This is a genomic window from Leucobacter rhizosphaerae, assembly GCF_022919175.1.
Lineage (GTDB): Bacteria > Actinomycetota > Actinomycetes > Actinomycetales > Microbacteriaceae > Leucobacter > Leucobacter rhizosphaerae.
In genome coordinates, this window is sequence record NZ_CP095043.1 from 2,653,986 (window position 1) to 2,668,714 (window position 14,729).

Sequence of the window (14,729 nt, forward strand, 5' to 3'; positions counted from 1 at the left end):
ATTGACACGTCACAATGTGTCAACCGGAGTTGCTTGCGGCGTCTTCGCTATTAGAGCTGGGGGATGATCGCAGTGTTCAGGAGACCGTCGAACGCGATATCCGGCCGGTCCTGCACGAGCTTGAGGATCTGTGGATCCAGAATGGCGTGGCTCGAGATAGCGTCGGCGCAGGCAACCAGCTGCGCGGCCTTCGCCACGGTGTCAATGTCTTCCGACAGCTCTCCCTGCTCGACGGCTCGGCTCAGAATCCGTTCGACAATTCGTCGCCAGTTCTCGAGATACTCGGCGATCTCATCACGAGAGGCTTCGTCCTGTGCGCCCTCGGCGTAGAAGAAGAGGAAGATTCGGGTGAGTGCGACTCTGCGCTCGTCCAGGGGGAGGACGCTGATCAGTGCGCGGCGCAGTTGCTCGAGCGCTGTGCCGCCCTCCTGGCGGGTCATTTTGAACTGTGTCGCCTGCAGGTAAGCGGCACGACGGAGCGCTGCGATGAGCATCGCGTGTCGGTTGGCGAAGTAGTGCCCGATGACGCCCGTCGACCACCCGGACTCGCGCGCGACAGCGCGAAGGGTCACAGCCCCGATGCCTTCGCGCGCAATCAATTGCAGGACGGCATCCGATACCTCCTCGCGGCGGAGGTCGTGGTCCACGATCTTGGGCATTGCATCACTCCGTAATGTTTCACATGTGTTACAAAACTTCCTTCATCATACGGGTTTGCCAATGGGATGCAATGCGGTTTCGGCAATGTTGAATCACATCTTGACGGACTTCGCGTACACCGCTACATTTTATTTCATCCGAACGAAATAGATTAGTTAGGTGTGATGTGAGCAACGGGGCTGAGGTCAAGGAATATGCCGTCGGGCTGCGGTGGCGCGATCTCGACAATCAAGGGCACGTCTATCACGGCACTTTCCTGACGCTCCTGGACGAGGCCCGTACGGCATTTCTTGCGGACCTCGGATTTGAGAACCCGAGTGCGTACGTCCTTGCTCGTCTCGAAATCGACTATCTGAGAGAGCTGACGATTGACCCCCCAGCAATCGCCGCGCGTTTCATCGTGTGCGCGGTGGGGAACTCGAGTATTGAACTGGTTGAAGAGATCGCGTCAAGGAATGAGATCTGCGCGAAGAGCCGATCAGTTGTGGTGCTCTGGGATGCCACCGGCCGCAAGTCTCGTGCGCTCACGGAGCAGGAGCGAGCCCGAGTTGAATCACTTCGAATCGAGAATGAGGGCCGGTCATGATCCGAGACGCTGTCATCGTCGCAACCTCGCGGTCGCCGATCGGACGAGCCGTGAAAGGGTCACTCCGTGACGTTCGTCCAGATGACCTTCTGGCACACACGGTTGGGAGCGTACTCGAACGAATCCCCGGTCTCGAGGCTCGCGAGATCGAGGACATCATTATTGGGTGCGGCTCACCAGCGGCCCAACAGGGTTTCAACATCGCGCGGGTCGTTGCGGTGCTCCGTGGGCTCGACAGCGTGCCCGGGACAACCGTGAACCGCTACTGCGCCTCCAGCGTCCAGAGCATCCGCATGGCGGCCCACGCCGTGGTAGCAGGCGAGGGCGACGTCTTTGTTGCCGGCGGAGTGGAGAGCATCTCCGCCTATCGTTTCGGAGACGCTGATGTCTTTCCGGACGCAGAGAATCCGGAGTTCTTGAGTGGAGCCGGCGGAGACGAGGGTGTCGGGAACCAGAACTCGAGATGGACCGATCCTCGATCACGTGGGGCGCTCCCCGATGTGTACCTGTCGATGGGTCAGACGGCTGAGAATGTGGCAAGCCTCGCAGGTATCTCTCGTCGTGAAATGGACGAGTACGCACTCGAGTCGCAGCGACGAACGGCTGCGGCGGACCATCGAGGGTTCTGGTCCGCTGAGATAGATCCATTCACGCTTCCCGATGGCACAGAGATTGCCGCCGACGACAGCCCTAGGCCCAGTACGACCCTCGACGCACTGGAATCGCTGCAGCCTGTGTTCCGAGAGGGCGGCACCGTCACTGCAGGGAATGCATGCCCGCTGAACGATGGGGCTTCCGCCGTTGTCGTCATGAGCGCTGAAAAGGCTCGTCGGTTGGGAGTGCGGCCCCTTGCGAGGATTGTCTCCACTGCAGTTTCCGCGCTGTCACCCGAGATCATGGGATTGGGGCCCGTCGAGGCGACAGCTCGAGCTCTCTCACGTGCGGGAATGTCGATCGGGGACATTGACCAGGTGGAGTTGAATGAGGCCTTCGCGGCGCAGGTCATTGCCTCGGCCCGTGCTATCGGTGTCGATGACGACAGGCTCAATGTCAACGGTGGTGCCATCGCGTTAGGCCATCCCTTCGGATCAACCGGAGCCCGGATCACGACGACTCTGCTGCACTCGCTCGAAGAGCGCGATGAGGAGCTCGGGCTCGTGACGATGTGCGTCGCCGGGGGGCAGGGGGCCGCCATGATTCTGCAGAGACTCAACTGAAATCTGACCGAACATCACATGTGAGACGAAAGGAACGAACAATGAGACACGGAAAACGACTCTTCGGAGTTTTTGCGTTGGCGAGCAGTGCGGCTTTGCTCCTGTCCAGCTGTTCCGGAGGAGCTACGGAATCGGGGAGTGATGGGCGAGAGACCATCAAGATCCTCGTCGCGGCACCCTTGACCGGCGGATCTGCGGAGTCAGGTCAAGACATGTTGCATGGTGCGGAGCTTGCCGCTGCCTACCTGAATGAACAGGGCGGAGTGCAGACGGGGGATCTCGCGGGGGCGACCTTCGAGATCGAGGGCGTGGACGACCAAGAAAGTACGGAAGCCGCGACCACTATTGCTGCGCGGGTCATCGACGATCCGAGCATCTTCGCGCTCACTGGCTTCATCACCAGCGCGCAGGCGCAGGCCGCCGGCACCGTGCTGGACAGTGCTGGGATGGGCATGGTGGTCTCCTTCGCAGCCGCGGACTTCCTCACTGATCAGGCTGACAACCTCGCGCTCGTGCTCACTGCGGTCTCGAACACCGGTCTCGTTGGCGGCGCGTTTGTGACGGAAGAGCTGGGAGCCACCTCGGTGGGGTCCATTGCTGGCGACTACTCCTTCCTCGACTCGTATTACGCGGGGCTAGATGAGGGCCTCGAAGCCGGGGGTGCATCCAACGTCTCAAAGCAGACCTACACGGAGGGCACGACAGACTTCTCCACGCTCTTGACCAGTATTGAGAGCAGCAGTCCGGACGTAGTGATGTCTGGCGCCTTCCAGTCCGACGCCGGAAAGATCGCCAGCCAAATGCGGGGCATGGGGATGGATCAGCCCTTCGTCGACTTCCTCGGTGAGGGTTGGGGCGAGAGCTTCGGCGCGGCCGCCGGATCGGCGCTGAATACTGGAGACTTCTACCAGCTCGACCCCATGGATGCGTTCCCCGCTGATGGTTCGCTCGCCGCAGAGATCTCGGAGCAGTTCCGCACCGAGTACGGCAAGACCATGCCCGCCGCGGCCGCTCACACGTTCGATAGCGTGCTGACGATCGCCGCAGCTATCGAGGCAGGCGCCACGGAGCGTGAACAACTCATCGAGTACATTCCGCAGGTTGAGGGTGAAGGGCTTCTGGGGCCGATTGCTTTCAACTCGGACCTGCGTCCGGAAGAGCGCATCGTGACCATTTCGCGCGTCACTGGCCCCGAGCCGAGCGACCGCGAACTCGTCAAGTACTACTCCGCCTTCGGTGACGGAACAGTAGCAGGGAAGTAAACGCAATGGCCGCCCGAAAGCTCTCGGAAACACAGCAGATTCGTCAGATTCGCGCCACGGATCTGAGTGTTCGTCGAGTCGTCTCACGCGTATTGCGATTGGGCGTGCCGATCGCCATCGCCGCGGCGTTCGTGGTCCCCCTGATCACCTCCTCTGCGTTGCAGTTGCAGGTGTTCTCCATCGGGTTCCTGAACGCCGCGGTCGTTGCGCCCCTGGTCCTCTCTCTGGGTTACCTTGGACTCCTGAACCTGTCGCAAGCGACGTTCTACGGACTTGGTGCATACACCGTTGCAATACTTGTCACAGATCATGGATGGGGTTTCGGAGCGGCACTGCTCGCAGGCGTCGTCGTCGCGGGTATTGCGGGGGCCATTCTCGCCACAGCGAGTGCGCGTGTCGAAGGAGACTACTTTGTTCTCGTCTCCCTCGGCGTGACGATCGCAGTCGCGCAAGCGCTCGCCAACCTTCCGGACCTCACTCGCGGACGCGAGGGGTTCTTCGGGCTGCCAGAAATGTCGCTGCTCGGACTCGACTTCTCAAACAAGGTCCATGTCTATTACCTCTGTCTGGCGCTCTTGGCATTCGTCTACTTCATCGTTCATCGGATGAGCCGGAGCTTCACCGGAAGATCCATGCTCGTGCTGCGATACGACGAACTCGCGGCACGGAGTCTCGGAATATCGCCGCTCCGAACTCGGGTATTTGGCATGGTGATCAGTTCGGCGTTCGCGGGCCTTGCGGGAGGTTTTCTCGTTGGAAGCATCAAGTTCATCACCCCGGCCGACTTCGCTTTCGATCCATCGTTCATGATGAGTCTCTACGTGATCATCGGCGGCATGGCGAGCCTCCCTGGAGCCGTCCTCGTCGCCTTCGGATTCACCTGGCTGAACGAGCAAGCTCGAGGACTGAGCGACTACAGCGTCGGCATCGTGGGGATCGCAGTGCTCATCGCGGTCTTCATCCGTGGCGGCGTCGTGCGCGACGCCTACCAGCGGCTGGTGCTGAAGCGACGACGGAGGAACGAAGATGCTTGAAGTATCAGCGATTACGATGAAGTTCGGGGGTGTCACTGCTCTCGACGACGTGAACTTCAGAGTCGAAGACGGCGAAGTTCTGGGCGTCATTGGTCCGAATGGATCTGGAAAGTCGACCCTGATCAACGTGATCAGCGGGTTCTATCGCCCCACTTCAGGAGCTGTGACACTCGACGGCGCTTCGCTGTCGCATCTTCCACCAGAACGAGTGCGTCGTGAAGGCCTCGTGCGGACCTTCCAGAACCTCCGCCTGGTTGACGAGATGACCGTCTTGGAAAACTGTCTCGCCGGGGTCTACCCGATGCTGACGACCGGGTACGGCTTTGTGGGTGCATCACTTGCGTCGCTCTTGGGCCTCCCCGTTGCACGGAGGAGAGCTTGGGAGGCCGATCTCCTCGCCCGAGAAGCCTTGCACCGAGTCGACCTTGAGCATCGGCTCAACGACCGGGTGAGCGAATTATCGTATGCCGAACAGAAACGACTGGAGATCGCGCGGTCCATCGCGCTCAAACCGCGTTATCTCATCTTGGACGAGCCAACGGCCGGCATGGGAGTTGATGAGGCGGATCACCTGGTCAGAATGATCGTGCAGCTGGCACGTGATCCGCAACAACCGATGGCTCTCTTCCTTGTCGAACACCGGCTGGAGCTCGTGCTCGACGTCTCAGATCGGGCAATCGTCATGGATGGCGGTCGTGTTCTCGCAGATGGTCCAGCGGAAGAGATTGCCGTGAGCCAGGTCGTTCGCGACATTTACGTGGGAGGTGAATAGCCATGCTCGTGATGGACAATGTGCATGCGGGGTACGGGATGACAAAGGTGCTTCACGGCCTGTCACTCGAGGTTCGCGACAGTGAAGTCCTTTCCGTATGCGGCCCCAACGGCGCGGGGAAGTCGACGCTGCTCCGAGTCATCTCCCGACAGCTCGCCCTGCGTCGCGGTGACGTGATGTGGGAACACGCCTCGTTGAAGCAGGTGTCTCCATCACAGGTGGTGCGACGTGGAATCGCGTTGTGCCCGGAGGGCCGACGAGTCTTCCCCCGCATGACCACCGAGGAGAACCTGCAGATCGGGGCATACGCGAGGAGTGACCGGAGCGCGGTGCGTCGAGAGATCGAGCAGTTCCTCGATCGGTGGCCGGTCATCGCTCGCCGTCGCGATTCGGCTGCTGGCCTCTTGTCGGGTGGAGAGCAGCAGATTCTTGCGATTGGGCGAGCGCTGATGTCTCGGCCGAAGCTCCTCCTCCTTGACGAGCCCTCCCTCGGCTTGGCCCCCGTGCTCATCGATCAGGTGTATGTGGCCCTCAAGGAACTGGTGGAGGAGCGGGATCTCTCGGTGCTCCTGGTCGAACAGAACGTGGTCAAGGCCATGTCGCTCTGCGATCGGGTTGCAGTACTCAACGGCGGCGAGATCACATTCAGTTCATCTGTCACCGATACGACTCCCGAGGCTGTCGGATCACACTACTTCGAAAAGGTGGCCGAGTGATGGAACTCTTTATCCAACAGCTCATCAATGGCATCAGCATTGGCTCGCAGTACGCGCTCTGGACGGTCGGCTATGGCCTCGTCTACCAGGTGCTCGGACTCATGCATTTCGCCCACGGTGACACGCTCATATTCGCGGCATTCGTGTTCACCACCCTCGTCATCGCCGGAGTTCCATTGTGGGCTGCGATTCTGGTGGCCATGTTGATCGCCGCGTTGATCGCGGTGCTGATTGAGCGAGGCGTCTATCGTCCACTGATGTCGCGGAAGCAGATCTTCATGGCGTTCATCGCTGCCATGGCAGCCGGGTTCATTCTGCGGAACATCGCGCGCCTGATCTGGGGGGTGTCGCCCGTGACGATTGGGGAGGGACTCTTCCCGAGTGAGACATTCGTGCTCGGAGGGTTCCGAGTGACCTCAAATGCGATCATCAATATCGTCGTTGCGATCGTGGTTGTCGTCGCGTTCCAGATCTTCTTGAGTCGATCTCGTCATGGTCAGGCCATCACCGCGGTGTCGCAAGACCGGGAGACCGCAGAGCTCATGGGAATCAACGTCAACCGCATCGTTGCTCTGGTGTATGCGCTTAGTGCAATTATCGGCATTTTGGGTCTGATCTTGTACATCACGAACTTCAGGACCATCACGATTGACCTCGGGTTCACCATTACCTTGAAGGCCTTCATCGCGGCGATCATCGGTGGGATCGGATCCATTCGAGGAGCATTCATCGGCGGGATGGCACTCGGAATCCTCGAGTCGCTCGTCGGCGCGTACATCTCCACCACACTGCTCGATGCCATCGTGATCGGAGTCCTCATCGTGTTCCTCCTCTTCCGCCCCAACGGCTTCGTCGGCGTGAAGAAAACGGTAAAGCTGTAGGTGCCTCGAATGATCTATTTTGCGCAACTGAAGATTGGGCAGACATATCAGAGCGCCGGTCGGACAGTGACCGAATCAGACATCCAAGCCTTTGCCGGTGTGAGCGGGGATTTCAATCCGTTACATACCGACGTGGAGTGGGTGCGGGCACATACCGACTTCCCGGGGCGCATCGCTCACGGCCTGCTCGTCCTCGCCATCGGGAGCGGAATCAGGACACCGGGAATCGATGAGCTCCATATTCTCGGTTACCTGGAGGTGCAACGGAAAATGATCGCCCCGGTGTATCCGGGAGATACGGTGCGGGTCATGCAGACGATCGAAGGACTCGCGCCCAGCCGGTCGCGGGCAGGCGCCGGCGTGGTCCACGTCAGGGTAGAGACCCGCAATCAGAACGATGAGATCGTGCAGGACGGCATCGATACGTTGTTCGTCGGCGGGGAGGAGTGAAGATGAACGCAGAAGCACCAGTGATCGTGACCGGCGCAGGGTCTGGAATCGGACGGGCGATTGCGCGGCGTTTGCTCGCCGATGCTCGCCCGGTGATCATCACAGATATCAACGAACACGCTCTCGGAGAGTTCCGCGGATCTCTCGCATCGGAAGTCTTGGATCGAGCAGAATTTTGCAGACTTGACGTGACGAACGCCGCGGATTGGGAGGGCGTCGTTGAGCGCGGGCGTGCACGGTTCGGTGAGATCACCGGCCTGGTGAATAACGCTGGAATCACGCGAGACGCCTCGATGCTCCGGATGGACGCGGAAGCCTTCGACGTGGTCATCGCAACGCATGTGCGTGCGAGTTGGCTCGGGTGCAAGGCGGTGATCCCATCGATGCGAGCCGGAGGTCGGGGTTCCATCGTGAACATTTCCTCCTCGGGGCGGCACGGTGTGTTCGGACAGACGAACTATTCCGCGGCCAAGGCAGCCATCGTCGGCCTGACGAAGAGCGTCGCGCTGGAGCAAGCGCGGTACGGGATCCGGAGCAACGCTGTAGCGCCCGGCGCGATCGAAACTCCGATGACCAATCAGGTCCCGGAGCGGGTAAAGGCGACCTGGAAGGAAACCATCCTGCTGGGGCGCCTCGGGCAACCTGAGGAGATCGCAGCTGCGGCGGCATTCCTCCTGTCGGAAGAATCGTCCTACATCAATGCGCACGTGCTCGATGTCAACGGAGGGGAACTGCACCTGTGAATACTTCGATACTGCCGGGAGCTCAACTCAATCGTCGAGGGCCCGTCGCTGACTTGATCGAAGCGGAGCGCATCCGGTCGGATGCGCCATTGCTCCGTTGGGCAGACACGCAGTGGACGGTAAGCGAATTTGCTGATGCGGCTCGCGCGTGCGCTCAGCGCCTCGCCGAATTGGGTGTGCAACGGGGCCAGCGCGTTGCCATCGTCAGCGGGAACTCCGAATGGAGGCTGGCCTGGCAGTATGGCATCTATTGGCTCGGAGCCGTTGAGGTCTCGATCAACTCGGAGTTGCGCGGAGCAATGCTGCAGCACTGCTTGGAGGATTCCGACCCGAGCCTTATCGTCGCCGAGAACGAGTTCACCCCGTATCTGGCAGGCATCCTGGACACCGTGTCGCGCGTCGATGCCGACGCCACTCCGGCTCCTGCCACCCACGAAGCGGCGCGGCTCCTCGACGAGCAGTACGCAACGATCGCCGCTGCGGATCTGTCCACGATTCTGTACACCTCCGGCACGACAGGTCCCTCGAAAGGGGTGATGCTGTCGCAGGGGTACTTCGCAAATCTCGGCTCAGTCTTCGGTTCCGTCTTGGAGATGCACACGAGCGACGTCGGTTACTTCACACTGCCGTTCTTCCACGTGGACTTCCACATCGTCTTCGCTGCGGCGATCCAGTCGGGGGCGACCATCGCGTTTAATCGCAGATTCAGCGTGAGCCGGTTCTGGGAGGAGGCGAGTCGGTTCGATGCGTCTTGGGTCTTCGTCATCGGGGCTCTCCTATCTGCACTCGAAACGCGTGAGGTGCCGTCACATGGGCATCGAGTGACTCGATTCATCGGGGCACCGATCCCCTCCACCTCCCGTTCTTTCTTCGGTCAGGCAGGGATTCGTATTCAGGCCTTTTACGGTCAGACCGAATGCGACGGGCCGACCTTTGAGACCGTGGACCGTCACCGTGATGGCAGCGCCGGGTGGGCCTGCGCTGGGATCGAGGTGGAGATCCATAGTCCAGAGGGGGAACCGCTCAGCGCCGGCAGCGTCGGTGAGATCGTGCTGCGACCGACGTACCCCAACATGCTCTCGCTCGGCTATTGGAGACGTCCCGAGGCAACGCTGGCCTCGAGGGTGAGTCTCTGGCATCACACCGGAGATCTCGGGAGGTTCGATGAGGACGGATTCCTGTACTACGAGGGGAGATTGACAGACAGCCTCCGTCGTCGGGGCGAGAACATCTCCGCATACGAACTCGAGGCGGTACTTAAGGACGCACCTCACATGGTCGAGTGCGCAGCCGTGAGTGTGCACGATGCACTGGGGGGCGAGGACGAGATCAAGATCGTCGCCCGTGTCGCAGAGCAGTTCGACCCCGAGGCATTCTTCCGTTTCTGCGCTCAACAGTTGCCTCGCTTCGCGGTACCGCGTTTCATTGAGCTCGTCCCATCGGGGACGTTCGTGTACAGCGTCGGCACCGGCGTGATTCAGAAACACAGACTCTCGAAGCAAATCGAGGGCGACACCATCTACGACCGGGTGCTCCTACTCGGTGAATCGAGGTAACCACGATGTCATTCACATGGGAACATGCGCTCTCCGAACTCCGGCGACGAAAGGAACTGGCTCGTGAGCTCGGGGGCCAGCGACGGGTCGATCGCACGCACGCACAGGGCAGATACACCATTCGAGAACGCATCGAAAAGCTGTCGGCGTCATTCCAGGAAGTCGGCGAATTCGCAGCCTACGACGACGTGGATGCGACCGGAAATCTGCTCGGAAAGATGCCCTCGAGTTACGTGTGCGGTCTCGCGACCATCGATGGGCGCTCGGTGGCATTGGGTGGGGAAGATTTCACTGTCCGTGGTGGAGCTCCGCAAACGTACCTGGACCGATTGAAGGGCGGGCTCGGCGGATTCGTCGAAGACCTTGCACACGAATACCGCATCCCTCTCCTCATGTTTATGGAAGGCATCGGCGGCGATGTCGCTGCACAGGCGGAGAAGGGGCATGCGTATCTCGTCAGTTCGATGAGCTGGAAGCGCTCGTACGAACTGCTCTCCGAGGTTCCGGTACTCACCATGGTGAGTGGCGCAGCCGTCGGAGGGACTGCCGGGCGCACCGTTCTCAGCCACTTCAGTGTGATGACCAAGGACTCGGTGATGTTCGCTGGCGGCCCCCCGCTCGTCAAACGAGCTCTCGGCCTGGACCTGACGAAGTACGAATTGGGCGGATCAGAGATCCATACTGCAATCTCCGGAGCGGTCGACAACCTCGCGGAGGACGAGGATGACGCCATGGAGCAGATGCGTACTGTCCTGAGTTACCTGCCCCAGAACGTGTGGGAGATGCCGCCGCGGGGAGACCGGAGCGACCCCGTCGACCGGACGGCCGATGAGTTGCTCACCATCATTCCGGAGAACCGACGACGTCCCTATAAGGTCCGCAAAATGGTGTCCTGCATCGTGGATCAGGACTCCTTCTTCGAAGTGGGGTCGAACTGGGGAAAGAGCTTGGTCACTGGATACGCGCGGATCGACGGTATCCCCGTCGGAATCCTGGCGAGCAATCCCATGCATCTCGGTGGTTCGCTGGATGCCGCCGCAGCGGAGAAGCAGGTGCGCTTCGTCGACACCTGCAGCACGTTCCACCTCCCGATCGTCTATTTCGTGGACGTTCCGGGATTCATGGTCGGACCGGATGCCGAACGCGGCAATGTTGTCCGCTGGGGAATGCGAGCCGTGCAGTCGCTCGTCGAAGCGGAGGTTCCGGTCGTCACCGTGCAGGTCCGGAAGGCCTATGGAATGGCGGTGTCTGCGACCTCGAGCCCTGATGGATTGAGTCTTCGCATCGCCTGGCCGTCGGCAGAGTGGGGGGACCTGCCGGTAGAAGGTGGAGTCGAAGCCGGATTCCGTCGAGAGATTGAGGCTGCCGACGACCCCGTGGCGTATCGACGGGCGGTCGAAGAGCGCATGATGGAGCTCGCCGACCCCTGGAGAACTGCGGAGGCCTTCGGCGTGGAACAAATGATCGATCCCCGCGAGACGCGACCGGTCGTCGCGGCGTTTCTCAACGCGAGCCTGAACGCGGTGAAAACCAAGCTCGGGCCGCAACGCCGCCAATGGAGCCTCCGTCCATGACTCCGACCGTCCCCTCGTGACGCTGTCACGCACCGCTCACCCCGACCAACCAAGCAGAAGGAGCCGAAGATGTCCGTAGAAGTTACCGCCGAGATGAACGCAACGGTCTGGAAGATCACCGCCCAGGTCGGTGAATCCCTGGGCGCGGAGGATCCCATCATGATTCTCGAGTCCATGAAGATGGAGATTCCCGTCGAGGCGGAGCGGGCATCCCGATTGATCGAGCTGCACGTCGCCGAGGGTGAGAGCGTCATTGAAGGGCAGCTTCTCGCAACTATCGAGTAGTGCGGAGGAGCACGCTCACGGGCCAGGAAAGGAAACGTCATGTTCACGAAAGTGCTGATCGCGAACCGAGGCGAGATCGCTTCTCGGGTCATCGCGACACTCGACCGAATGGGAATCGCGTCAGTCGCGGTCTACTCGGACGCCGACGCTCATAGCCCCTATGTTCGACAGGCAGGGGAGGCGGTGCATATCGGACCGTCGCCGGTGGGAGAGAGCTATCTCAGATCCGACAGGATCATTGAAGCGGCTCGGAGCACGGGGGCTGACGCAATCCATCCCGGGTACGGTTTCCTCGCCGAGAATCCCGAATTTGTGATGGCATGCGATGAGGCAGGCATCGTGTTCATCGGTCCGGGGGCGGATGCGATGCGCACCATGGGGTCGAAGATTGGCTCCCGGATCGCCATGCAGGACGCAGGGGTGCCGGTCGTTCCCGGCACGGTTGAGGCGATCGATGACCGGAGACTCGCGTTCGAAACTGCTCGTGATCTCGGGTTCCCGGTCGCGGTGAAGGCCTCAGCTGCGGGCGGGGGAAAGGGCTTCCGGGTCGCTCACGCTGAGGACGAACTTGAGGCTGCGATTGAGGGTGCTTCGGGCGAAGGCGAGCGGTTCTTCGGTGACGGGAGCGTGTATCTGGAGCGTTATCTCGAGAACCCACGTCACATTGAAGTACAGATTCTCGCGGATTCTCACGGCAACGTTATCCATTTGTTCGAGCGGGACTGCTCAGTGCAACGACGTCATCAGAAGCTCGTTGAGGAGGCTCCTGCACCGATGGTCACGCCTGAGCTCCGGGAGCGAATCGGGCAGATCGCCGTGACGGCTGCGCACTCGGTGGGCTATGTGTCGGCAGGCACCGTCGAGGGACTGCTCGTGGGGGACGACTACTACTTCCTCGAAATGAACACGAGGATCCAGGTGGAGCACGGGGTCACCGAGCTGGTGACGGGCATCGACCTGATTGAACAGCAAGTTCGCGTCGCCGCGGGAGAGGCGCTCTCGATCACTCAGAATGACGTGCGACTGACGGGCCACGCCATCGAGTGTCGGATCAACGCGGAACGCGCCAGTCGAGGATTCCTACCCGCGCCGGGAACCATTACCGAATATGCGGAGCCCACCGGAACTGACGTTCGAATCGATTCTGGGGTGGAAGCCGGCACTGTGGTCACGAGCTTCTACGATCCCATGCTCGCGAAGCTTCTGGTCGTCGGACCCGACCGGGACAGTGCGACTGAGGCGATGATACGCGCGCTCGATGGGTATCGCATCGAAGGTATCCCGACGCTCATTCCCTTCCATCGAGCATTGCTGCAGTCCTCTCAGTGGCGCAATGCGGAAACGTGTTCCGATTTGGTGAGCGATCGCACCTGGCTCAAGACGAACGCTGCTGAATCATGAGGGACGTACAATTCGATCACGTGTCGATCGGCGTCCGAGATGCCGAAGCCACGCTTGAAGCTCTCCGGAGAGCGATGGGGATCATTCCCCTCAGTGGTGAGCAGACTGCTCGGTTCCGGTATGTGTTGACCCGCATGGGGGACGCAGAGTTGGGAATGCAACTTGAGCTGATCGAGCCTCAGGGCGGTCCGGATACGTTCATGCGCCGGTTTCTCGCCGAACGGGGTGAGGGCGTGCACCACTTGACGTTCACAGTCCCCGACGTCGAGCGAACCATTCGTGACGTTCGTGAGGCCGGATACACCGTGGTGCAAGTCGACCTCGACTACGCACCTTGGAGGGAGGCATTCATCATGCCGACCGATCACGGACTCGGAGTGGTCGTGCAGATTGCGGACACGAATCTTGAGTATCCGCCCATGCGCGACTTCATCTCCGATGTGGTCGAGGACCCCGCGAGCATTCCCCACAACCGGGACGGCATCGATCGTCATTGGTGGCGGAGTGTTCGAGAGCTTCCCGGCCCTTCGTCCCCCGCGCATCTGGTGCGCGTGGAACTCGAGTCCGAGGATGTCGCCGGGATCGCGCGCCTCTTCACCGGCCCGCTCGGTGGTCGCGTGACATCATCGGCCGATCGCATGGTCGAAATTGCGTGGGGGGAGTCGGTACTGCGAGTGCATGACGGACCCGAGAGTGGAGTCCGTGTCCTGGGGTATCGAGGCGGCCCGTCGACCGGCATGGCCATTGGGAGTGCGCGGCTCACTCCCGACTCCGAGGACGGAGCACCACGATGAGCACGATTCACTCCCTGTCGGGACCGGGCCAACCCGTCGTCTGTCGCACGTCCACGCCTCATGTTCTGGAGATTGAGCTCAACCGCCCTGCGGCACGGAACGCGATCAACGATGAGGTCGCGCAGCTCCTCGCATCCTGTCTCGAGGAATTCGATCGTGACCCCGAGCTGCGGGTCGCTGTCGTTAGTGGACGCGGGTCAGGATTCTGCGCTGGCCTGGATCTCAAGGCCTTTCTCGCTGGAGAGACCGGCATGCACACGGAACGTGGTTTCGCGGGCCTGACATCTAAGCCTCCGCTGAAGCCTGTGATCGCCGCCGTCGAGGGATTCGCACTCGCGGGAGGGTTGGAGATCGCTCTGGCCTGCGATCTCATCGTCGCAGCGTCGGATGCGAAGCTCGGGATTCCGGAGGTGCAGCGCGGACTGGTCGCCGACGGTGGCGCCCTCCTGCATCTCTCCCGTCGTGTTCCTTATCAACTCGCGATGAAACTCGCGTTGACCGGGGAGCCGATCAGCGGAGAGGACGCGCTGCGGGCGGGATTGGTGGGGTACTCGGTGCCTCCAGGGTCGGCGGTCGACCGAGCTCGTGACATCGCAGAGCGCATTGCGCGGAATGCGCCGCTCGCCGTCCAAGCGACCAAGCAGATTCTGGTGGAGGGACGGGACTGGAGTCTCCAGGAGTCCTGGCGGATGCAAGATCAGATCGCCCGGCCAGTGTGGTCGTCCCGCGACGCTGAGGAGGGGGCGAGGGCGTTCGCCGAGCGACGCCTCCCGGATTACTCCGGGACCTGAGAGGGAC

The 14,729-nt window shown here is 61.1% G+C and carries 16 protein-coding genes; 15 read left to right on the forward strand and 1 reads right to left on the reverse strand.

The window, feature by feature from the left end; genetic code table 11:
• Nucleotides 1-50 precede the first annotated feature (50 nt).
• A complete protein-coding gene (locus tag MUN76_RS12310; RefSeq protein ID WP_244685037.1) occupies nt 51-659 on the reverse strand; it encodes a TetR/AcrR family transcriptional regulator in 609 nt (202 codons plus the stop codon).
• Nucleotides 660-826: 167 nt separating this feature from the next.
• On the opposite strand from MUN76_RS12310, the gene MUN76_RS12315 reads away from it, so the two are divergent.
• The 15 genes from MUN76_RS12315 (at nt 827) to MUN76_RS12385 (ending at nt 14,722) form a co-directional block, all read left to right on the forward strand.
• Entirely contained in the window at nt 827-1,246 is a 420-nt protein-coding gene (locus MUN76_RS12315) for an acyl-CoA thioesterase (protein WP_244685039.1), read from the forward strand.
• A complete protein-coding gene (locus MUN76_RS12320) occupies nt 1,243-2,463 on the forward strand; it encodes an acetyl-CoA C-acetyltransferase (protein ID WP_429952731.1) in 1,221 nt (406 codons plus the stop codon). Before MUN76_RS12315 ends, MUN76_RS12320 begins: the two co-directional genes overlap by 4 nt.
• 41 nt (nt 2,464-2,504) lie before the next feature.
• Nucleotides 2,505-3,725 (forward strand): ABC transporter substrate-binding protein, encoded by a 1,221-nt coding sequence (locus tag MUN76_RS12325; protein ID WP_256451791.1) that lies wholly within the window; start codon nt 2,505-2,507, stop codon nt 3,723-3,725.
• Between the two features lie 5 nt (nt 3,726-3,730).
• On the forward strand, nt 3,731-4,759 hold the full coding sequence (locus MUN76_RS12330) for a branched-chain amino acid ABC transporter permease (RefSeq protein WP_244685042.1): 1,029 nt from the start codon (nt 3,731-3,733) through the stop codon (nt 4,757-4,759).
• Nucleotides 4,752-5,531, forward strand: coding sequence for an ABC transporter ATP-binding protein (locus tag MUN76_RS12335; protein WP_244685044.1), 780 nt, complete (start codon nt 4,752-4,754; stop codon nt 5,529-5,531). The genes MUN76_RS12330 and MUN76_RS12335 overlap by 8 nt, the downstream gene beginning before the upstream one ends.
• Nucleotides 5,532-5,533: 2 nt before the next feature.
• Nucleotides 5,534-6,247 carry an ABC transporter ATP-binding protein gene (locus MUN76_RS12340; RefSeq protein ID WP_244685046.1) on the forward strand — a complete coding sequence of 238 codons (714 nt, stop codon included), beginning with the start codon at nt 5,534-5,536 and terminating at the stop codon, nt 6,245-6,247.
• Nucleotides 6,247-7,128, forward strand: a complete 882-nt coding sequence (locus tag MUN76_RS12345; RefSeq protein WP_244685047.1) for a branched-chain amino acid ABC transporter permease — start codon at nt 6,247-6,249, stop codon at nt 7,126-7,128. The genes MUN76_RS12340 and MUN76_RS12345 overlap by 1 nt, the downstream gene beginning before the upstream one ends.
• A gap of 9 nt (nt 7,129-7,137) precedes the next feature.
• Nucleotides 7,138-7,578, forward strand: a complete 441-nt coding sequence (locus tag MUN76_RS12350; protein ID WP_244685049.1) for a MaoC family dehydratase — start codon at nt 7,138-7,140, stop codon at nt 7,576-7,578.
• A 2-nt stretch (nt 7,579-7,580) separates the two neighbouring features.
• Nucleotides 7,581-8,321, forward strand: coding sequence for an SDR family oxidoreductase (locus MUN76_RS12355; protein WP_244685051.1), 741 nt, complete (start codon nt 7,581-7,583; stop codon nt 8,319-8,321).
• Between the two features lie 53 nt (nt 8,322-8,374).
• A complete protein-coding gene (locus MUN76_RS12360; protein ID WP_244685053.1) occupies nt 8,375-9,877 on the forward strand; it encodes an AMP-binding protein in 1,503 nt (500 codons plus the stop codon).
• Between the two features lie 5 nt (nt 9,878-9,882).
• Nucleotides 9,883-11,451 (forward strand): acyl-CoA carboxylase subunit beta, encoded by a 1,569-nt coding sequence (locus tag MUN76_RS12365; protein ID WP_244685055.1) that lies wholly within the window; start codon nt 9,883-9,885, stop codon nt 11,449-11,451.
• A 69-nt stretch (nt 11,452-11,520) separates the two neighbouring features.
• Nucleotides 11,521-11,736, forward strand: coding sequence for a biotin/lipoyl-binding carrier protein (locus MUN76_RS12370; RefSeq protein ID WP_244685057.1), 216 nt, complete (start codon nt 11,521-11,523; stop codon nt 11,734-11,736).
• Nucleotides 11,737-11,775: 39 nt separating this feature from the next.
• Nucleotides 11,776-13,137 carry an acetyl-CoA carboxylase biotin carboxylase subunit gene (locus tag MUN76_RS12375; RefSeq protein WP_244685059.1) on the forward strand — a complete coding sequence of 454 codons (1,362 nt, stop codon included), beginning with the start codon at nt 11,776-11,778 and terminating at the stop codon, nt 13,135-13,137.
• Nucleotides 13,138-13,157: 20 nt separating this feature from the next.
• On the forward strand, nt 13,158-13,931 hold the full coding sequence (locus MUN76_RS12380; protein ID WP_244685060.1) for a VOC family protein: 774 nt from the start codon (nt 13,158-13,160) through the stop codon (nt 13,929-13,931).
• A complete protein-coding gene (locus MUN76_RS12385; RefSeq protein WP_244685062.1) occupies nt 13,928-14,722 on the forward strand; it encodes a crotonase/enoyl-CoA hydratase family protein in 795 nt (264 codons plus the stop codon). Before MUN76_RS12380 ends, MUN76_RS12385 begins: the two co-directional genes overlap by 4 nt.
• Nucleotides 14,723-14,729: the final 7 nt, after the last annotated feature.